At 69.8% G+C, this 19,069-nt stretch carries 16 protein-coding genes; 6 read left to right on the top strand and 10 right to left on the bottom strand.

The features are described 5' to 3' along the window. Window positions 1-35 precede the first annotated feature (35 nt). Window positions 36-782 carry a hypothetical protein gene (locus tag NJ4_RS12620; RefSeq protein WP_067435365.1) on the bottom strand — a complete coding sequence of 249 codons (747 nt, stop codon included), beginning with the start codon at window positions 780-782 and terminating at the stop codon, window positions 36-38. 97 nt (window positions 783-879) lie between these two features. Here NJ4_RS12620 and NJ4_RS12625 point away from each other — a divergent pair, with 97 nt between their 5' ends. Next, entirely contained in the window at window positions 880-1,860 is a 981-nt protein-coding gene (locus tag NJ4_RS12625; protein ID WP_067435368.1) for a malate dehydrogenase, read from the top strand. 83 nt (window positions 1,861-1,943) lie between these two features. Here NJ4_RS12625 and NJ4_RS12630 read toward each other — a convergent pair whose 3' ends face one another. From NJ4_RS12630 to NJ4_RS12655, 6 genes are all read right to left on the bottom strand, one after another. Continuing rightward, window positions 1,944-2,387 carry a DUF3017 domain-containing protein gene (locus NJ4_RS12630; RefSeq protein ID WP_067435371.1) on the bottom strand — a complete coding sequence of 148 codons (444 nt, stop codon included), beginning with the start codon at window positions 2,385-2,387 and terminating at the stop codon, window positions 1,944-1,946. Window positions 2,388-2,389: 2 nt separating this feature from the next. Beyond that, entirely contained in the window at window positions 2,390-3,241 is an 852-nt protein-coding gene (locus tag NJ4_RS12635; protein ID WP_067435374.1) for a bifunctional methylenetetrahydrofolate dehydrogenase/methenyltetrahydrofolate cyclohydrolase, read from the bottom strand. 96 nt (window positions 3,242-3,337) lie between these two features. Then, complete coding sequence (locus NJ4_RS12640; protein WP_067435430.1) at window positions 3,338-4,591, bottom strand: MFS transporter; 1,254 nt, start codon at window positions 4,589-4,591, stop codon at window positions 3,338-3,340. Between the two features lie 4 nt (window positions 4,592-4,595). Beyond that, on the bottom strand, window positions 4,596-6,200 hold the full coding sequence (gene purH / locus NJ4_RS12645) for a bifunctional phosphoribosylaminoimidazolecarboxamide formyltransferase/IMP cyclohydrolase (RefSeq protein WP_067435377.1): 1,605 nt from the start codon (window positions 6,198-6,200) through the stop codon (window positions 4,596-4,598). Next, window positions 6,197-6,820 (bottom strand): phosphoribosylglycinamide formyltransferase, encoded by a 624-nt coding sequence (gene purN / locus NJ4_RS12650; RefSeq protein ID WP_067435380.1) that lies wholly within the window; start codon window positions 6,818-6,820, stop codon window positions 6,197-6,199. Before purN ends, purH begins: the two co-directional genes overlap by 4 nt. A 62-nt stretch (window positions 6,821-6,882) precedes the next feature. Continuing rightward, a complete protein-coding gene (locus NJ4_RS12655) occupies window positions 6,883-8,130 on the bottom strand; it encodes a cell division protein PerM (RefSeq protein WP_067435385.1) in 1,248 nt (415 codons plus the stop codon). Between the two features lie 102 nt (window positions 8,131-8,232). Between NJ4_RS12655 and NJ4_RS12660 the strand changes: the two genes are divergently transcribed. From NJ4_RS12660 to NJ4_RS12675, 4 genes are all read left to right on the top strand, one after another. Then, window positions 8,233-10,056, top strand: a complete 1,824-nt coding sequence (locus tag NJ4_RS12660; protein WP_067435388.1) for a sensor domain-containing protein — start codon at window positions 8,233-8,235, stop codon at window positions 10,054-10,056. 84 nt (window positions 10,057-10,140) lie between these two features. Further along, window positions 10,141-10,653 carry a sigma-70 family RNA polymerase sigma factor gene (locus NJ4_RS12665; RefSeq protein ID WP_067435392.1) on the top strand — a complete coding sequence of 171 codons (513 nt, stop codon included), beginning with the start codon at window positions 10,141-10,143 and terminating at the stop codon, window positions 10,651-10,653. Next, entirely contained in the window at window positions 10,646-12,481 is a 1,836-nt protein-coding gene (locus NJ4_RS12670; protein WP_067435397.1) for a hypothetical protein, read from the top strand. Before NJ4_RS12665 ends, NJ4_RS12670 begins: the two co-directional genes overlap by 8 nt. 147 nt (window positions 12,482-12,628) lie before the next feature. Further along, on the top strand, window positions 12,629-12,940 hold the full coding sequence (locus NJ4_RS12675) for a hypothetical protein (RefSeq protein ID WP_067435401.1): 312 nt from the start codon (window positions 12,629-12,631) through the stop codon (window positions 12,938-12,940). A 105-nt stretch (window positions 12,941-13,045) separates the two neighbouring features. Here the strand turns inward: NJ4_RS12675 and sucD are convergent, their stop codons facing one another. Further along, window positions 13,046-13,927: a succinate--CoA ligase subunit alpha gene (gene sucD, locus NJ4_RS12680; protein WP_067435405.1), complete on the bottom strand. Its 882-nt coding sequence runs from the start codon at window positions 13,925-13,927 to the stop codon at window positions 13,046-13,048. A 16-nt stretch (window positions 13,928-13,943) separates the two neighbouring features. Continuing rightward, complete coding sequence (sucC, locus tag NJ4_RS12685; RefSeq protein WP_174524603.1) at window positions 13,944-15,113, bottom strand: ADP-forming succinate--CoA ligase subunit beta; 1,170 nt, start codon at window positions 15,111-15,113, stop codon at window positions 13,944-13,946. Between the two features lie 253 nt (window positions 15,114-15,366). Here sucC and NJ4_RS12690 point away from each other — a divergent pair, with 253 nt between their 5' ends. Beyond that, window positions 15,367-16,230: a M23 family metallopeptidase gene (locus tag NJ4_RS12690; RefSeq protein ID WP_067435412.1), complete on the top strand. Its 864-nt coding sequence runs from the start codon at window positions 15,367-15,369 to the stop codon at window positions 16,228-16,230. Window positions 16,231-16,425: 195 nt separating this feature from the next. Here NJ4_RS12690 and pcrA read toward each other — a convergent pair whose 3' ends face one another. Then, window positions 16,426-18,858 carry a DNA helicase PcrA gene (gene pcrA / locus NJ4_RS12695; protein WP_067435415.1) on the bottom strand — a complete coding sequence of 811 codons (2,433 nt, stop codon included), beginning with the start codon at window positions 18,856-18,858 and terminating at the stop codon, window positions 16,426-16,428. Window positions 18,859-19,069: the final 211 nt, after the last annotated feature.

Genomic DNA, 19,069 nt, shown 5'->3' on the forward strand with positions numbered 1-19,069 from the left:
GGGCCCGGTTCCCCTCAGGGGAGCCGGGCCCGTCGTCAGTGGGTCACCTCGACCAGATCCAGGTCAAGCTCCCCGGAGTCGACCTCCACCAGTCCGACGCCGGGGGCATAGGACAACGACCTCGGTCCGCTCGACGGTTCGCCCGGCCGTCCTCTCGATCCGTCCCCGGCACGGTCGACCTCCTCGATCTGTACGACGTCGTCGAAGACACCTGCCGGCGTGACGGATCGCGAGTCGGTGTCCAGCACCTCCGCCGTGCGGGTCACCACGCCGTCGACGTACGCCGCCGGGTAGCCGTCACCGTGCCTGGGTGCCGCTGCCATCACGAGGGTCGCCCGGGTCCGGCCCTGGCCGGCCAGCCAGCCGCCGGGACCGGTCGTCCCGAAGATCCACACGTTTCCGTCGCGGTCCTGGGCGAAGTACGAGTCGCTCCGCGCCACCACTCGGCCCCGGGCGTCCGCCTGCTCCTGTCGTACGACGACCGTCGGCACACCGGCAACCTGTCTGGTGCGGTCGGTGACCGTCGTCGTGGCCGAGACCGGCCGCCGGTTCCCACCGGCCCGCTCGCTCCCGCTGACCTCGTAGGTCCAGGTGGTCCCCGGCGCGAGGGGGAACCACCGGTTGTCCACCACACTCACGAAGTCGTCGGGATCCGGTGACGGCGTCGGGACGGTGAGCCCGTCGGTCCCGGTGGCGTCGATCTTCTCGGGTGTCGACCCACATCCGCTGAGCACGGCGAGCCCCACTGTCAGGGCCAGTGCCACGGCGACCACGGAACGCATACCGAGAGCATCCCATCCGCGACACCCGTGGCAACGGGGAGTCCCAGCCGCTGCTAGCGTCAGGAGCGATCACCCGCATCTTCGAAGGAGACCCCCTGTGAGCACACCGCTCAAGGTGGCCGTGACCGGCGCTGCCGGCCAGATCGGCTACAGCCTGCTCTTCCGTCTCGCCAGTGGCGCCCTGGGCGACCGGCCCATCGAGCTGCGACTGCTCGAGATCACCCCCGCGCTCAAGGCACTCGAGGGCGTCGTCATGGAGCTCGACGACTGCGCCTTCCCCAACCTCGCCGGTGTCGAGATCGGCGACGACGCCAACGCGATCTTCGACGGCGTCAACCTCGCCCTGCTCGTCGGCGCCCGCCCTCGCGGCCCCGGCATGGAGCGCGGCGACCTGCTCTCCGCCAACGGTGCGATCTTCACCGCCCAGGGCAAGGCGCTCAACGAGGTCGCCGCTGACGACGTACGCATCGGCGTGACCGGCAACCCGGCCAACACCAACGCGCTGATCGCGATGACCAACGCGCCCGACATCCCGCAGGAGCGGTTCTCGGCGCTGACCCGCCTCGACCACAACCGTGCGATCTCGCAGCTCGCTGCCAAGACCGGTGCGTCGGTCAACGACATCAAGAAGATGACGATCTGGGGCAACCACTCGGCCACCCAGTACCCCGACATCTTCCACGCCGAGGTCGGCGGCAAGAACGCCGCCGAGACCGTCAACGACGAAGCCTGGCTGGCCGACACCTTCATCCCGACCGTCGCCAAGCGCGGCGCGGCGATCATCGACGCCCGCGGCGCCTCCTCGGCCGCCTCGGCCGCCTCGGCGACGTGCGATGCCGCCCGCGACTGGCTCAACGGCTCCGCCGAGGGCGACTGGGTCTCGATGGCCGTTCGCTCCGACGGCTCCTACGGTGTGCCCGAGGGCCTGATCTCCTCGTTCCCGGTCACCACCAAGGACGGCAACTGGGAGATCGTCCAGGGCCTCGAGATCAACGAGTTCTCACGCACCAGGATCGACGCCTCCACCGCGGAGCTCGCCGACGAGCGCACGGCCGTCACCGAGCTCGGCCTGATCTGATCTGATCGGCCTGATCTGATGGCAGCGAAGGGGTCGTCCGGGAGACCGGATGGCCCCTTCGACCATTTCCCAGCGGCCCGACGTCAGCCGGGCTGGTCGGGAATCGTGGCGACCAGCGCGAGCAGCGCGACTCCCATCACCACGAGGATGGTGGCGTCCAGGCCCTTGCGGCGCACCCGCAGCATGCCGGCGTCGTCGTCCTTCAGGGCCAGCCTGGCCGCGGCCGCAGCCAGCAGTGACAGGGACAGCCAGCTGACTCCGGTGCGCCAGGCACCGGTGCCCGCGACGCACACCCCGATCAGGGCACCGGCAAGCACCGCCAGATAGATCACGCCACCCAAGGTGGACGGCTTCTTGAGCTCCGTGACCGGACGCGGCCCGATCTGGTCGACGTCGAGACCGGCCTCACCGTCGCCGTCGGCATCACCGTCGGTCGACTCCACCGCGGCGTCCGACTCGCCCCCGAACTCGTCGGTGCGCTCGTCCGGTTCCTCCGGCGCGGGTGTCTCCTCGATGTGCTCGGCCACGATTAGGCCAGGGCGCTCTCGGCGATCGAGACGACGTTGGCCAACAGCATCGCCCGGGTCATCGGCCCCACTCCCCCGGGGTTCGGCGAGACCCACCCGGCGACGTCCCAGACGTCGTCTGCCACGTCACCGGCGAGCTTGCCCTCGACGCGCGAGACGCCCACGTCCAGCACGGCCGCACCCGGCTTGACCATGTCTTTCGAGATGATGCCCGGCACGCCGGCCGCGGCCACCACGATGTCGGCGTTGCGCACGTGGGCGGCCAGGTCGACGGTGCCGGTGTGGCAGAGCGTGACGGTGGCGTTCTCGGAGCGGCGGGTGAGCAACAGGCCGAGGGGCCGGCCGACGGTCACCCCGCGGCCGACCACGACCACGTCGGCGCCCGCGATCGACACGTCGTGGCGGCGGAGCAGCTCGACGATGCCGTAGGGAGTGCAGGGCAGCGGCGCCTCGTTGCCGAGCACCAGCCAGCCCAGGTTGGTCGGGTGCAGCCCGTCGGCGTCCTTGGCGGGGTCGATCAGACCGAGCACGCGGTTCTCGTCGCGTCCGCGGGGCAGCGGCAGCTGCACGATGTAGCCGGTGCAGGCGGGGTCCTCGTTGAGGGTGCGGACGGCGTCCTCGATCTCGGCCTGCGTGGCCACCTCGGGCAGATCGACGCGGATCGACTCGATGCCGACCTCGGCGCAGTCCTTGTGCTTGCCGTTGACGTACCACCGACTGCCAGGGTCGTCGCCGACCAGGACCGTGCCCAGGCCGGGCGTGATCCCCCGCTCCTTGAGCGCAGCGACCCGCACCCGCAACTCGTCCTTGATCGCCGCCGCGGTGGCCGTTCCGTCCAGCTTCTGTGCAGTCACCGGGCCATCCTAGTGACCGCTCCCCAGCCCGTGTGACGCGGTGTTCCCGACGCTCCGCACGCGTCGTACGACGTACGGAGCGTCAAGGACACCGCGTCACACGGGGGTTGGTGCGGGGGCAGCGCCGTGCCGGGCCAGGTGACGCTCGGCGGCCCGCGCCGCAGGATGGGAGACGACGGCGGCAGCGACGGCGATGCCCGCGATCACGACCCAGCCGGGCGCCCCCCAGCCGAGGGCGAGGAACGTGTAGAGCGCCGGGAAGATGATCGGCTCGACCTGGTAGCCCAGGCTCCACACACCCTGGTAGTCGCCGAGCCGGCGCGGATCCGAGAGCTCGGAGGTGAAGCCCCAGTCGGAGGCCGACTGCCACAGCTCGGCACCGGTGATGGTGATGTGGCCGACCCAGATCAGCACGATCGAGACCCAGCCGACGGTCTCGTGGGTCACGCTGAGCACCACGCAGGAGAGCACGAAGGCCCAGCCCGACCAGCGCACTGCCCGCAGGGAGCCGTTGACCGTCTCGGCCCCGCGCGAGGCCCGCACCTGCAGCAGCACGGCGAGCACCGTGTTGGTGCCGAAGAGCCAGGCCAGCAGCACCTGGGGCGCGTCGGTGCGCTCGACCAGCCAGAGGGGCACGACGACGTTGAGCAGCACCTGGTTGGAGGAGAGCACGCCGTTGCACATCGAGAGTACGACGAACCCGCGGTTGCGGAACGCGCCCGGCGAGAGGTGGTGCTCCTCGCCGTGGTCGGGGACCGACCGCACGAGTGTCGGCAGGAACGAGATCATCAGCGCATTGACGATCAGCAGGCCGCCGGTCAGCAGCGGGATGGCCAGGATCGCCTCACGCGAACCGATGCCCAGCGCGACGCCCGACGCGCCCGCGCCCAGCGTGTAGCCCACGTTGCGAGCCGAGCGCTGGAAGGCCATCGCCCGCACCCGGGTCTCCCGGGGGAAGACCTCGAGGCGATAGACGTTGCGCGCCGAGCGACCTGCGGTCTCGACCGAGGCCAGCACCGAGAGCACCAGGACGAAGGTCAGGAACCCGGACACCAGGGGCCACGAGAAGTAGAGCACCGCCTCGAGCAGCGCGCTGATCACCCAGAGTCTCTTGGCGCCGACCTTGTCGCTGAGCCGGCCGAGCGGAATCGCGAGCCCGAGCGTCACCAGGGCCGCCGCACTCATGCCGAGCCCGACCTGGGCTCCGGTCAACCCCACGACCTGGGTGAAGAAGACCGCCGTGCCGGTCAGGAACGCACCGGTCGCGAACGCCGAGAGCACCGACTGGAGCGCCAGGTCGCGCTCCAGCTTCGTCGGCGGAACCAGCCCCGCCAACACCCGAGGAGTCACCACATCAGTGGGCGAAGTGACGAGTCCCGGTGAAGTACATCGTCACGCCGGCGGCGTTCGCAGCCGCGATGACCTCATCGTCGCGGATGGACCCACCCGGCGCCACGACGGCACGGACGCCACCCTTGAGCAGCACCTCGAGACCGTCGGCGAAGGGGAAGAACGCGTCGGAGGCAGCAACGGAGCCGACCGCCCGCTCCCCCGCACGCGTGACCGCGAGGTTGCAGGAGTCGACCCGGTTGACCTGGCCCATCCCGACGCCGACGGACGCGCCGCCCGCGGCGAGCAGGATCGCGTTGGACTTCACCGCGCGGATCGCGCGCCAGGAGAACTGGAGGTCGGCCAGCGTGGCCTCGTCGGCGGCGTCACCGGCGACCAGGCGCCAGCGCGAGGCGTCGTCACCGGTGGCGTTGCCGAGCTTGTCCTCGCCCTCGGCGTCGATCGCGTCGCGCACCTGCATCAGCAGGCCGCCCGAGATCGGCCGGGTCTCGACTCCGCCGGGCACCGGCGGGTCGACGACGAGCAGACGCAGGTTCTTCTTCGCGGTGAGGACGTCGAGCGCCTCGCCGTCGAAGCCGGGCGCCACGATCACCTCGGTGAAGATGTCCTTGACCGCCTCCGCCAGCTCGCGGGTCACCGTGCGGTTGGTGGCGATGATGCCGCCGTACGCCGAGACCGGGTCACAGGCGTGGGCCTTGGCGTGCACGGCGGCGATGGACTCGTCGGTCGCTCCGACGGCGATGCCGCACGGGTTGGCGTGCTTGATGATCGCCACCGTCGGCAGGTCGCCGTGGTCGTAGGCCGCGCGGTAGGCCGCATCGGCGTCGACGTAGTTGTTGTAGGACATCTCCTTGCCGTGCAGCTGCTTGCCCTGGGCCAGGCCGGGCTGGGGCGCGAAGCCGTTGACATAGAGCGCGGCGCCCTGGTGCGGGTTCTCGCCGTAGCGGAGCACGTCGGCACGGTTCCAGGTGGCACCGGCCCAGGCCGGGAACCCGGAGCCGTCGGAGGAGTCGGTCAGCACCGAGCCCATCCACGAGGCCACCGCAACGTCGTACGACGCGGTGTGCACGAACGCCTCGGCCGCCAGCTTCTTGCGCTGGGCGAGGGTGAAGCCGCCGGCGGTGACGGCGGCCAGCACTGCGTCGTACGCGTCGGGCGAGGTGACGATCGCGACCGACGGGTGGTTCTTCGCGGCGGCACGCACCATCGACGGGCCGCCGATGTCGATCTGCTCGACGCACTCGTCGGGGGTGGCGCCCGAGGTGACGGTCTGGGTGAACGGGTAGAGGTTGGAGACGACCAGGTCGAACGGCTCGACCTCGAGTTCGGCGAGCTGCTGCACGTGAGACTCCAGGCGACGGTCGGCGAGGATGCCGGCGTGCACGCGCGGGTGCAGCGTCTTGACCCGGCCGTCGAGGCACTCGGGGAAGCCGGTGAGGTCCTCCACCTTGGTGACCGGGATGCCCAGTCCCTCGATCAGGGCGGCCGAGCCGCCGGTGGAGACCAGGGTGACCCCGGCAGCGTGCAGACCACGGACGAGCTCCTCCAGACCAGTCTTGTCGTAGACCGAGACCAGGGCCCGCTTGATGGTGATCTTGCCGTCTGTCATGCGCCGAACCGCACCTTCCTGTCGGTGATGGTGAAACCTTCTCGGGCCATCCGGCCCACGTTCTCGACCAGCATCGCCCGCTCGGCGACCTTGATCCGTTCGTGCAGGGAGTCGATGTCGTCGTCGTCCTCGACCGGCACCACGGTCTGCGCCACGATCGGGCCGGTGTCGACCCCGCCGTCGACGACGAAGAGCGTGGCGCCGGTGACCTTGACGCCGTAGGTCAGCGCGTCGGCCGGTCCGTGCATGCCGGGGAACGACGGGGACAGCGCGGGGTGCGTGTTGACGGTTCGCCCGGCGAACCGGCCGAGGAAGTCCTCCCCGACCAGCTTCATGAAGCCGGCGAGGACGACGAGGTCCGGCTCGAACGCGGCGACCGTGTCCGCGACCGCGTGGTCCCAGTTGTCGCGGGAGGTGAACTGGCCGACCTTCTTCACGAACGTCGGGATCCCCGCGGCCTCGGCGCGCTCGAGGGCGAGGATGTCGTCGCGGTCGGCGCCGACCGCGACCACGACGGCGCCGTACGCCGGATCGGCGCACGCATCGATCAGCGCCTGGAGATTGGTGCCCGACCCGGAGACGAGCACCACGAGGCGCTGAGGGTTCCGGGAGGTCGACACGGGCGGAGTTTATCGATCGCGCGCCGATTCACCGAACCGGTCTCAACCTCGAGGCTCGTGACTCACCCGGCGTCGACGGTCTCCGCATCGGGGAGCGAGCGGCGGACCCACCAGGTGGCCAGCAGCCCACCGAGGAGTCCACCGACTCCGAACGAGACGATGCCGTGCCAGAGCACCTCGGCGGCCAACGGCCCGACCTCGGTCATCCGCCCCGGGCCGACGGCACCGCCGGAGACCGCGGCGAACAGCCCGAACAGCAGCCCGGCCAGGGCCCCGCCGACGACACCACGCAGGGCGCCCTCGTCCCACGCGGCCGTGGGATTGCGGCGCTGGCTGACCAGCACCCCGACCAGTCCGCACAGCACGGGCAGCGCGATCAGGGCCGGCGTCCAGGCCGGTGTCGGGCCGGTGTCGGGCAGGGCAGCGAGCAACGGGAACATCGGAACCGGGCCGATGGCGACCAGGGACGGCGACACCAGAGTGCCGGTGCCGACCAGGAACCCGGGGCCGAGCAGGTAGGCACCGGAGAAGATCACCGCGTTGGGCACCACCGTGAGCACCAGCAGCACGAACATCAGCCCGTCGCCGGTGTCGAGGTGCAGCTGCGACATCACGTTCATCGCGGCACCGAAGTCGAGCGCGAGCGCGATCACGAACACCGTTGCCGCGGTGGCCAGGAAGGTGACCAGCACCGACCCGGCCGCGTGCAGGGAGGCGCGCACGGCCGGTGGCGCCAACGAGAGCCAGATCGCCGCGCGGCCGGAGCCGACCGCGATGCCGGCACCGCCGAGACCGCAGGTGAGCGCGATCGACCAGAGCACCACGGCGTTCAGGTCGGGAGTGATGTCCGCGGTGCCGGCCAGCACCGCGGTGACGACGGCGACCACGAGATAGGTGGCGCCGAACAGTCCGGTCGCCGCGGGGACGGTCCAGTCCCGGTCGCCGTCAGAGAGCGCGTCGGCGTCCGGCCCGTGACCGGCCACCTGCTCCCCCAACCGGAGGCTGGTGCGCCACACGACGACGGCGAAGACCAACGTGAGTCCGAGGGGTACGGCGGTCACCGGCACGCCCTGGACCTGGACGCCGGAGCCGTGCCCCATCAACCAGGCCAACGCGCCGGTGCGCAACGCGTCGCGCGGAGCACCGTGCACACCACCGTCGGCCAGGAACCAACCCAGCAGCGCGAGGGCCGCGCACACGGTCAGCGTTCCGGCAGCGGCAGTGAGGCCGGCCAGGGTGGCCAGCAGCGTCAACGGCCGACGAGCGGCGTCGGCTGGGGAAAGGCCCGGAGGGGTCAACGTAGCGGTCATCTCGCGGCCCATCTTCGCCCGACGAGCCCCGCAAGGAACGCTGCACACGCCGCCTTGGGCGGTTTCACAGGTTGCCCCCACACCCCGTACCGTGGTGTGGCCATGCACGATCCCGCTGAGTTCGACGCGTTCTACGCCGCTGCCCGCGCCCGCCTGCTGTTGCAGACGTACGCGCTGACCGGCGACCTCCCAGCGGCTCGTGGTGCCGTGCGCGACGCGTTCATCGCGGCCTGGCACCACTGGCGCAAGGTCTCCCGCCTCGAGGACCCCGAGTCCTGGGTCCGTCCCCACGCATGGAGCCACGCACAACGACGTCACACCGCGCGCCTGTGGCACCGCGACAAGACCCTCGACGCCGACAGCCGGGCGACGCTCGATGCCCTCGGCAAGCTGAGCCTGTCCCAGCGCAAGGCACTGCTGCTGACCCAGCTCGGCTTCGTCCGCATCGAGCAGATGGCCCGTGAGGTCGGTCTCACCCAGGAGGCCGCCGAGCAGGAGCTGCAGACCGCGACCGCCCAGTTCGCCCGGAACCGGGGCGTCCACTCGGCCTCGGTGCGGATCCATCTCGAGGCACTGTCCTCACGCATCGACACGGTCCGCTTCCCCCGCGTCACGATCGTCCGGCGCTCCGGTGCCGCTCGACGCCGGGCCCACACCGGGGTGGGGATCGTGGCCGCGGTCGCCGTCCTGCTCGGTGGCGGCGCCCTGGTCCACGAGGCCGACGGCATCACCCCGGCACTCGGCGGGGTCAGCGCCCACGGTGACTCGGCGCTGGACGACGATCCGGACCAGGAGCCGCTCCTGAAGATGGACGAGCTGCTCACCCGCGAGCAGGCCAACGGGTTGGCTCCCGCCCGCACCCTCAAGGCGCCGCTGACGAGCAACAACACCAGCGGCACCGGCATCAACACGGTCTGCCAGGACGAGCGCTTCGCCAACCCGGACGGCGAGGCGGCGCTGGTCCGCAAGTTCCGCTTCGACGGTGACCCGCAGATGAGGGCGCTCCAGTCGGTGGAGCTCTCCTCCGACACCACGACCGCGGAGACGACGTACGACACGACCCTGGGCTGGTATGCCGGCTGCACCCAGTCGCGCGCGCAGCTGTTGTCGACCCAGGCGCTCGACGGCGTCGGCGACGAGGCCGTCCTCCTGGTCCTGCGCACCTGGCAGGCGCCGGTGCGCACCTACACCGTCGGCATTGCCCGCACAGGTGGTCTGGTCACCTCGGTCGTACGCCGGTTCGACGACGACCGTGAACCGCGGCTCGCGCCGATGGTCGACCTCACCGCGAGCGCCGTCACCGGGCTGTGCGAGCACGAGGCCGCCGGGGCGTGCGTGAGCACACCGAAGGCCCGCCCCGTTGCGCCGCCACCCGGAGAGCGCGCCCCCGGGCTGCTCCAGGAAGTCGACCTCCCGCCCGTTGCCGGGGTCACCCGTCCCTGGGTCGGAACCGATCCGGAGGTCCCCACCGACAACACCGCGGCCACCCGGTGCGACGACTCAGTCTTCCGGGGGCGGGCCGTCCGGTCGGCAACCACGCGTACGTTCGTGATCCCCGGCGCCAAGCTGCCCACGGCATTCGGCCTCACCGAGACGCTCGGAGTCTTCCGCAAGGTCGGTCAGGCGAAGGCCTTCGTCGCCACGGTGCGCAAGAAGCTCCGCGGCTGCGAGGACAAGGATCTCTCCACCAAGGTCGTCGAGGCCCACTCCCAGACCGACAAGTCCGGCGAACTGACCATCTGGCACCTCACCACCGAGATCACCGACGAGAAGAGCGTGCAGTTCCAGATGGCGATCCTGCGCCGTGGCAGGGTCGTCGTCCAGGTCGGCTTCGTCCCCGACGACAAGCACTCGATCGGCGACGGCGCCTTCCACCGGCTCGCGGTCCGGGGCCTGGAACGCGTGACGAACCTGCCGCAGAAATAGTCTGGTCCGACGCAACCGCCTGCAGCGCCCACGCGTATCCCCGTTCGACAATGAGGGCACCAACGATCGGGACGGGGGACGTCGATGAACGAGCAGGAGTTCGACGACTTCTACACCGCCTCGTTCGCCAGGATCACCGGTCAGGTCTACGCCATGATCGGGAACCGCGACGAGGCGCAGGAGTGCGTGCAGGAAGCGTTCGTGAGGGCGTGGGCCCACCGGCGCAAGCTCGAGAAGGCCGATCATCCGGAGGCCTGGGTTCGGGTCACCGCACACCGCCTGGCGGTGAGCCGTTGGCGCCGCACCAAGCTGGGCAGGCGTGCCCAGGACCGCGCCGTGTCCGCGGCCATGGTCACCGAGCCGGTCGACGAGAGGTACGTCGCCCTGGTCGCAGCGTTGAAGCAGCTGCCGGAGCCGCAACGCCGGGCCCTGGTGCTGCACCACATGTGTGACCTGCCGGTGGCCGCCGTGGCCGCTGAGGTGGGTGCCCCGGAGGGCACGGTCAAGGCTCGTCTCTCCCGCGGGCGCGCGGCACTGGCGGTACTGCTCTCGGACAACGAACCCCATGGATTCCAGGAAGGAGCCAGCCATGTCTGATCCGATCAAGGACCTCGAGAGCTTCGACCCCCAAGGACTTCCCATGAACCCGCTGACACCTTCCGAGGTGCGCCGCCGCGGCGACCGGCTGCGTCGCCGGAACAACGGCGTCATGGCGCTCGGCACCGCCGCCGCCGTGGCCGTGATCGCCACCTCCGGCGTGCTGGTGAACAACGCCGTCGACCAGGGCGAAGAACCAGGGCCGGTGAGCCCGTCGCAGACCGAGAGCCCCGCACCGACGCAGATTCCCGACGACTTCCCCCTCGCCGCCGGCGTCCGGGGCGCCGAGGAGACCGACACCGCGGCAATGTCCGACCTGGACTACTGCGGGGCCACGCCGCTGGCCGGCCTCGACCCGGCCGACGTGCGCAGCATCGCGCTCAGCGGTGGCGAGACCTCCATCACCCGCACGCTCTACCTGCTCGACACACCCGAGGCCTCGGTGGCCGCGCACGAGGCGATCCTCGACGCCGCCGCTGCATGCACCGACGGTGACCCGGAGGACACCGGCGACGTTGCCGTCCACGGCCCCGGCGAGGGATGGCCGGGCAGCACCGTGACCGAGGACTTCGCCCATGGTGAGAGCACCACAGAGCCCTCCGTCGAGGTCGTCGACGTGGTCTCCGCGGGCAGGACCCTGCTGGTCACCTCGACCTTCGGGTCGTGGAGCACCGACATCGACACCGGCGTGGCCGACGAACGTCAGGCACTGCAGCCCGTCATGGTGGCGATGAGCGACTTCGGTCCCTACGACGCCCCGGGTTCGGACGACTCGACCGATCCCGCCGCCCCGGGTTCCGTGCCCACCACGATCCCCGGTGGCTTCCCCCTGGGTGCCGGATGGCCGGACGACTCGGAGGCCGAGCCCGGCAAGGACATGGGTCTGCAGGGGCCGAACCGCACCTTGGACCCACTCGAGTTCACGGCCTGCGGCGAGCCGTGGCAGGAGCCGTCCCACGCCGACCGTCTGCGAGCCGACTGGAACAACGTCGAGGACTACCGCTACCGCCAGCTGACGACGTACGCCGATGCGGACGCCGCCGTGGCAGCGGTCGCCAGCCTGGTCGCCCAGCAGCAGGCGTGCCCCGTGGAGCCACAGCGTGACGACGGCTACGTCAATCACCGCGAGGTCCGCAAGGTTCCGGCCGGTGGCGAGGCGTGGGCGATCCTGGAGCGCGACACGATGAACGGGAGTCCGTCGCCGTTCGGCGCGAGCGCCCTGGTCCTCCGGGTGGGCAGTTCCGTCCTGATCGTCCAGCACGGCGGCCACGGAGGCTACCCCGACGGAAACGGCCAGGGCCAGATCGACGCGATGACCACCCAGGCCGCCGAGGCGATCGGCGCGATGTGCCGGTTCACCGTGGCCGGCTGCGGCGGCGACTCGACGTCAGGCACCGAACCGGCCTCGGCGACGAACCTGGGACCCGACGGCTGGGGTGAGCTGAAGATCGGCATGACCGCCGCCGAGATGGAGGCCACCGGACTGGTCACGATCGCGGAGGCCGACGACCCCGCCGCCGCATGCCGGGCCTTCACCATCAAGGGCTGGGCCGACACTGTCCATCCCAACGTGAGCGGACAGGTGCACGGCTTCGTCAGCACCGTGCACGGACTCGCGATCATCTTCGCCCAACCCGGCATGAAGACCCCCGAGGGCATCGGGGTCGGTTCCACGGTCGACGACGTGAGGGCGGCGTACGGCGAGCTGACTGGGCAGGACGCCTACAACACCGTTGCGGTCGACGGGAGGAGTTGGTTCTTCCTGACCGACGGGTCGAAGGTGACTGCCTTCCAGCTCGAGCACGCCGACCAGGACTGCGTGCACTGAACGACGACGGACGAGCGCCCCGGGACCGAGTTGGCCGGGGCGCTCGTTCGTCGTACGGCGTGGCGGCACTCCTCGTCCGAGGCCAGGACAGCCGGCGTAGCCTGACGGGAGCAACGGGCACGGCCGCAACGGAGGCAGGACGCACACATGACTGACTCACCCTGGCTGAACTTCGATGCCAGTGACCCCGACCTCCTCGACGAGGTGTGCCGCATGTGTGAGGAGCCGGCATCCTTCGCGGTCATGATGCGCGGTGCCGCGCTGGGCGAGCTGGGCGACCGGGTGATGTTGTGCAGGGTCTGCGAGCACTACGCCTCGCACGGGCAGGTCGACTCCTTGATCGCCAGGTCGTCGGACCCGTCGGCCGACACGGACCGGGTGGCCGAGCTGATCATCCGGGACCTCGACCAGTCGGTGCCCTTCGACCTCGACCTGCCGGGTGCCGACGACTGGGGCTGACCCGGCGACCCGTCGCCTGGTCGGCAGCAAATGACACCGACCCGTCGTCAGGTGACGACGGGTCGGTGTCGCTCTCCCGTCGACGAGCGACGGGTCAGCGGTGGATCAGAGGCTCTGAAGGATCTCGCGCATGAGCTCGGCGGTCTCGGACGGCGTCTTGCCGACCTTGACGCCCACGGCCTCGAGGGCTTCCTTCTTGGCCTGCGCGGTGCCGGAGGAACCCGAGACGATCGCGCCGGCGTGGCCCATCGTCTTGCCCTCGGGGGCGGTGAAGCCCGCGACGTAGCCGACGACCGGCTTGGTGACGTTGTCCTTGATGTAGGCCGCGGCACGCTCCTCGGCGTCGCCACCGATCTCGCCGATCATCACGATCGCCTTGGTCTCCGGGTCGTTCTCGAAGGCCTCGAGCGCGTCGATGTGCGTCGTGCCGATGACGGGGTCACCGCCGATGCCGATGGCGGTCGAGAAGCCGAAGTCCTTCAGCTCGTACATCATCTGGTAGGTCAGCGTGCCCGACTTCGAGACGAGACCGACCGGGCCGGAGCCGGCGATGGTGTGCGGCGTGATGCCGGCCAGCGACTCACCGGGCGTGATGATGCCGGGGCAGTTGGGGCCGATCATGCGGGTGGACTTGCCGTCGAGGTAGGCGAACACCTCGGCGGAGTCCTGCACCGGCACGCCCTCGGTGATCACGACCAGCAGGCCGATGCCGGCGTCGATGGCCTCGATGCAGGCGTCCTTGGTGAACGCCGGCGGCACGAAGACGACCGACACGTCGGCGCCGGTCTCCTTCATGGCCTCCTCGACGGAGCCGAAGACCGGGAGGTCCTTGCCGCCGAGCTCGACCGACGTACCGGCCTTGCGGGCGTTGACGCCACCGACGATGTTGGAGCCGGCCTCGACCATGAGGGTGGTGTGCTTGGAGCCCATACCGCCCGTCATGCCCTGGACGATGATCTTGGAGTCCTTGTTCAGGTAGATAGACATGTTTCTCGTCCCGTTCTCAGGCGTTCGCCAGCTCGGCGGCCTTGTCGGCCGCACCGTCCATGGTGTCCACCTGCGTCACGAGCGGGTGGTTCAGCTCGTTGAGGATCCGGCGACCCTCGTCGACGTTGTTGCCGTCGAGGCGCACGACCAGCGGCTTGGTGGCGGCGTCGCCGAGAATCTCCAGGGCACCCTTGATGCCGTTGGCGACCTCGTCACACGCGGTGATGCCGCCGAAGACGTTCACGAACACGCTCTTGACCTGCTCGTCGTTGAGGATCACGTCGAGGCCGTCGGCCATCACCTGGGCGTTGGCGCCGCCACCGATGTCGAGGAAGTTCGCGGGGGTCACGCCGCCGTGGTTCTCACCGGCGTAGGCGACCACGTCGAGGGTCGACATGACCAGACCGGCACCGTTTCCGATGATGCCGACCGAGCCGTCGAGCTTGACGTAGTTGAGGCCCTTGTCCTTGGCCTTCGCCTCGAGCGGGTCGGCCTCCTCGCGGATCTCGAAGGCCTCGTGCTCGGGGTGGCGCACCTCGGAGGCGTTGTCGTCGAGTGACACCTTGCCGTCGAGGGCCTCGAGCTTGTCGCCCTCGAGACGGGCCAGCGGGTTGACCTCGACCAGGGTGGCGTCTTCTTCGACGAAGACCTTCCACAGGTCCTGGACCATCTTGATGGCCTGGTCGCGCAGCTCGGCCGGGAAGGCCGCCTCGTCGACGATCGCGGTCGCCTTGGCCTCGTCGACGCCGGTGAGGGCGTTGATCGAGATCTTCTTGACTGCGTCGGGGTTGGTCTTGGCGACCTCTTCGATCTCGACGCCACCCTCGACGCTGGCGATGCAGAGGTAGGACCGGTTGGACCGGTCGAGCAGGAAGGAGAAGTAGTACTCCTCCACCGGCGGGGTCGCGGGGGTGACCAGCACCCGGTTCACGGTGAGGCCCTTGATCTCCATGCCGAGGATGTTGGAGGCGTGTTCGAAGGCCTCGTCCGCGGTCTTGGCGAGCTTGACGCCACCGGCCTTGCCGCGGCCTCCGGCCTTCACCTGGGCCTTGATGACGGTCACGCCGCCCAGTTCCTCAGCGGCCGCACGTGCCTCGTCGGCGGTCTCAACGACCTTGCCGAGGGTCGTGGTGACGCCGTGCTTGGCGAAGAGTTCCTTCGCCTGGTACTCCATCAGGTCTGACATCCACCCAGTCCTTTTTCTTTTCGTTATAGTCCGGGGATTCCACTGGGCACCTTAGACCCGTCGACAGAGATTGCCCCACGGAGGGTCTCGCCGTGGACGGTGTGACGCGTCACCACCGGAAGAATTTCCGGCGAACATCACGCAGACTGTCCGGAGGTTGTCCACAATGGACGCCGACCTCGATTTACAGCACCCTCCCGGTGTCCGCTAAAGTCTGAGGCTGCTTCATCCCCCGAGGTTTGAGGATTCTTGTATGGGTAACCACCGAGCTCCCCGTCGTGGAGCGCAGTCCGCGACCCCGGGACCCTCGGTCGGCGCCCCTGCCGGAGGCAAGCGCAAGGCGGTCAAGCACGCCGGACAGCGCGGCCCTCTCTTCCGCAAGCTTCCCTCGACGCCCGTCCTCCTCGGTGTCGCGGCCCTCACCGTCTCGGCCACCGGAGCCGTCACCGTCGGACAGGCCGACATGTCAACGGCCTCATCCGACGGCGTGAACTTCGCCGCGGCTGCGACCGCGCTGTCGGGTCAGAGCACGGTCTCCTCCACGAGCGCCCGTGCCGAGCGCAAGCAGACCGTCTCGCGCGACTCCCGTCGCGACGCCCTGGCCGACTCCAGCGAGCAGAAGCTCCAGGCCGCGGCCGAGGCGACCGCCGAGCAACGCAACGTCGAGTTGCAGCGCCTGGCCCAGGACGCCGAGAAGCAGGCCAAGAAGATCGCCCTGAACCAGTGGCAGCTACCGCTCACCAGCTACCGCCTGACGGCCACCTTCGGCCAGTCCAGCGGCCTGTGGTCCAGCACGCACACCGGCCTCGACTTCGCCGCCCCCGTCGGCACGCCGATCATGTCGGTCACCAACGGCACCGTCACCTCCGCCGAGTACGCCGGGGCCTACGGCAACCAGATCATCGTCACCACCGACGACGGCGAAGAGCTCTGGTACTGCCACATGAACGAGTTCGCGGTCGCCGTCGGCGACACGGTTCGTGCGGGCGACGTCGTCGGCTACGTCGGGGTGACCGGCAACACCACCGGCCCCCACATGCACCTCGAGGTGCGTCCCGGCGCCGGTGACCCGGTCGACCCGTTCCAGGCGCTCGTCGCCCACGGCATCACGCCCTGACGCAGCCTCGCGTCACGAGTCGTTGATTCTCGCGTCGCGACTTGTGCGTTCTTGCGTGTCGAGTTGTTGATTCCTGCCAGGTGCGGGCGTCGGCGCCCCGGCGCCTGGGGAGAACCCACAACTCGAGCGACCAGAATCAACAACTCGTGACTGGCCGGCGGACTGCGATCGCGTCACCGGGTCTCGACAGGCCGGTCAGAGCTTCTCGACGGGGGCGTAGCGGAGGAGCAGCCGCTTGACCCCTTCGGAGCCGAAGTCGATGGAGGCGACGGACTTGTCCGCGACACCTTCGACGGCCACGACGGTGCCCATGCCGAACGAGTCGTGCACGACCCGGTCACCCGGCTCCAGGGAAGGAATCTCGCGAGCCGGCTTGGCCTTCTTCGCCGCGTCGAGGCGCGCGGCGGCGCTGCCGAAGTTGCGGCGCCCGGCTGCGGTCGGCTGACTGAAGTCGATGCCCGAGGATCGGCCCAGGTCGGGACGGTTCCAGGAGGTCTGCGATGCCGCCGTACGCCGCCAGTCGACCAGGGTCGCCGGGATCTCGTCGAGGAAGCGCGAGGCCGGGTTGTGGGAGGGGGCACCCCAGGCAGAGCGCATGATCGCTCGGGAGAGGTAGAGCCGCTCGCGGGCCCGGGTGACGCCGACGTAGGCCAGCCGCCGCTCCTCCTCGAGCTCGGGCTTGTCGCCGAGTGAGCGCATGTGCGGGAAGACGCCGTCCTCGAGGCCGGTCAGGAACACCACCGGGAACTCCAGGCCCTTGGCGGTGTGCAGCGTCATCAGGGTGACCACACCTTGGGCGTCGGCCGCCTCGCCGTCCTCGCCGTCTGCCGGTGGCGGCGGGATCTGGTCGGTGTCGGCCACCAGCGCCACGCGTTCGAGGAAGTCACCCAGGCCGGGCGTGACTGTGCCGGCGTCGACATCGGTGGGGTCGGCGGACGGCCCGGCGATCGGGTCGTCGGAGAACTCGCGTGCCACCGCCACCAGCTCGGCGAGGTTCTCGACGCGGGTCTCGTCCTGGGGGTCGTCGGATGCCTCGAGCTCGGCCAGGTAGCCGGAGCGCTCGAGCACCGACTCGAGGATCACGTCGGGCCGCTCCCCCGCGTCGACCATCGACTGGAGCTCCTCGACCATCGCGACGAATCCGCGGATCGCGTTCAGCGAGCGAGTCGCGATGCCGGGCGCCTCCTCGGCTCGGCGCAATGCCTCCCAGAAGATGGTGCGCTCGCGTTCGGCGTACGCCGAGACGCAGGCCTCGGCGCGGTCGCCGATGCCGCGCTTGGGAGTGTTCAGCACCCGGCGCAGTGAGATCTCGTCGGCCGGGTTCGCCAGCAGGCGGAGGTAGGCCAGCGCGTCGCGCACCTCCTTGCGCTCGTAGAACCGCACCCCGCCGACGACCTTGTAGGGCTGGCCGGTGCGGATGAAGACCTCTTCGAAGACCCGCGACTGCGCGTTGGTGCGGTAGAACACCGCCACGTCACCGGGTCGCGCATCACGGGCGTCGGTGAGCTTGTCGATCTCCTCGGAGACGAAGCGAGCCTCGTCGCGCTCGTCGTCGGCGACGTAGCCGACGATCGCGGCGCCGTCACCTGCCTGGCTCCAGAGCCGCTTCGGCTTGCGGCCGGCGTTGTTGCCGATCACCGAGTTGGCGGCGTTGAGGATGGTCTGCGTGGAGCGGTAGTTCTGCTCCAGCAGGATCGAGGTGGCGTCCGGGAAGTCCTGCTCGAAGTCGAGGATGTTGCGGATGTTGGCGCCGCGGAACGCGTAGATCGACTGGTCGGCGTCACCGACCACCATCAGCTCGGCCGGCTCGACCCGCTCCCCGCCGCTGGTCTGGTCGGTCGGCTGCTCCATCTGCTCGGCACAGAGCTGGTGGATCAGGGCGTACTGGGCGTGGTTGGTGTCCTGGTACTCGTCGACCAGCACGTGCCGGAACCGACGGCGGTAGACCTCGCGCACCTCTGGGTAGGACTGGAAGAGGTGCACGGTGAACATGATGATGTCGTCGAAGTCGAGAGCGTTGGCGTCGCGCAGCCGCCGCTGATAGAGCGAGTAGGCCGCGGCGTAGTTCTCCTCGAACTTGTTGTGCGTGTCCTTCGCGGCGTCGTCGGGGTCCTTCAACTCGTTCTTCTGGTTGGAGACCCAGTTGAGGACGGCGCGGGGCTGGTACTGCTTGACGTCGAGGTCGAGGTCCTGGCAGACCAAGGTCATCAGCCGCTTGGAGTCGGCCGCGTCGTAGATGGAGAACGACGACTTGAAGCCGAGCTTGTCGATCTCTTTGCGCAGGATGCGCACACACGCGGAGTGGAACGTGGAGACCCACATGATGCGGGCCCGCTTGCCGACGAGGTCCTCGACCCGTTCCTTCATCTCGGCAGCGGCCTTGTTGGTGAACGTGATCGCCAGGATCGAGCCGGGGTGTGCCTTGCGCTCGCGGATCAGCCACGCGATGCGCCGGGTGAGCACCCGGGTCTTGCCGGAGCCGGCGCCGGCCACCACCAGCAGTGGGCGTCCGGCGTGGATCACGGCCGCCCGCTGGGGCTCGTTGAGACCCTCGAGAAGGGCCTCGTTGGACGGCGTACGGGCGGGCTCGACGGATTCGAGGCCGGGGATCGGAAATGAGGTGCTCATGCTGCATCCACCCTATGTCGGCGCACTGACAGCAGCGGCCTCGACCCGGGGAGCGGTCAGTCGCGGAGGACGGTGATCTCGACGCCATCGCCGAGGCGGTAGGGGCTGGTCGCCAGGAGCGCCCCCAACGACCGCCGCATCCGGGAGATCTCGGCGCGCACGGTGACCTGGTGCTCGCTGTCGCCGTACAGCATCAGGCTGAGCGCTCCCG

Source organism: Nocardioides jensenii JCM 1364 = NBRC 14755 (assembly GCF_001552535.1).
GTDB lineage: Bacteria > Actinomycetota > Actinomycetes > Propionibacteriales > Nocardioidaceae > Nocardioides > Nocardioides jensenii.

Bases quoted from the DNA above. Each gene is read 5' to 3' on its own strand.
- NJ4_RS12660 (WP_067435388.1), top strand. From the start codon at position 8,233: ATGCACGATCCCGCTGAGTTCGACGCGTTCTACGCCGCTGCCCGCGCC.
- NJ4_RS12690 (WP_067435412.1), top strand. From the start codon at position 15,367: ATGGGTAACCACCGAGCTCCCCGTCGTGGAGCGCAGTCCGCGACCCCG.
- NJ4_RS12620 (WP_067435365.1), bottom strand. From the start codon at position 782: ATGCGTTCCGTGGTCGCCGTGGCACTGGCCCTGACAGTGGGGCTCGCC.
- sucD (WP_067435405.1), bottom strand. From the start codon at position 13,927: ATGTCTATCTACCTGAACAAGGACTCCAAGATCATCGTCCAGGGCATG.
- NJ4_RS12665 (WP_067435392.1), top strand. From the start codon at position 10,141: ATGAACGAGCAGGAGTTCGACGACTTCTACACCGCCTCGTTCGCCAGG.
- NJ4_RS12670 (WP_067435397.1), top strand. From the start codon at position 10,646: ATGTCTGATCCGATCAAGGACCTCGAGAGCTTCGACCCCCAAGGACTT.
- purH (WP_067435377.1), bottom strand. From the start codon at position 6,200: ATGACAGACGGCAAGATCACCATCAAGCGGGCCCTGGTCTCGGTCTAC.
- NJ4_RS12675 (WP_067435401.1), top strand. From the start codon at position 12,629: ATGACTGACTCACCCTGGCTGAACTTCGATGCCAGTGACCCCGACCTC.
- NJ4_RS12655 (WP_067435385.1), bottom strand. From the start codon at position 8,130: ATGACCGCTACGTTGACCCCTCCGGGCCTTTCCCCAGCCGACGCCGCT.
- pcrA (WP_067435415.1), bottom strand. From the start codon at position 18,858: ATGAGCACCTCATTTCCGATCCCCGGCCTCGAATCCGTCGAGCCCGCC.
- sucC (WP_174524603.1), bottom strand. From the start codon at position 15,113: ATGTCAGACCTGATGGAGTACCAGGCGAAGGAACTCTTCGCCAAGCAC.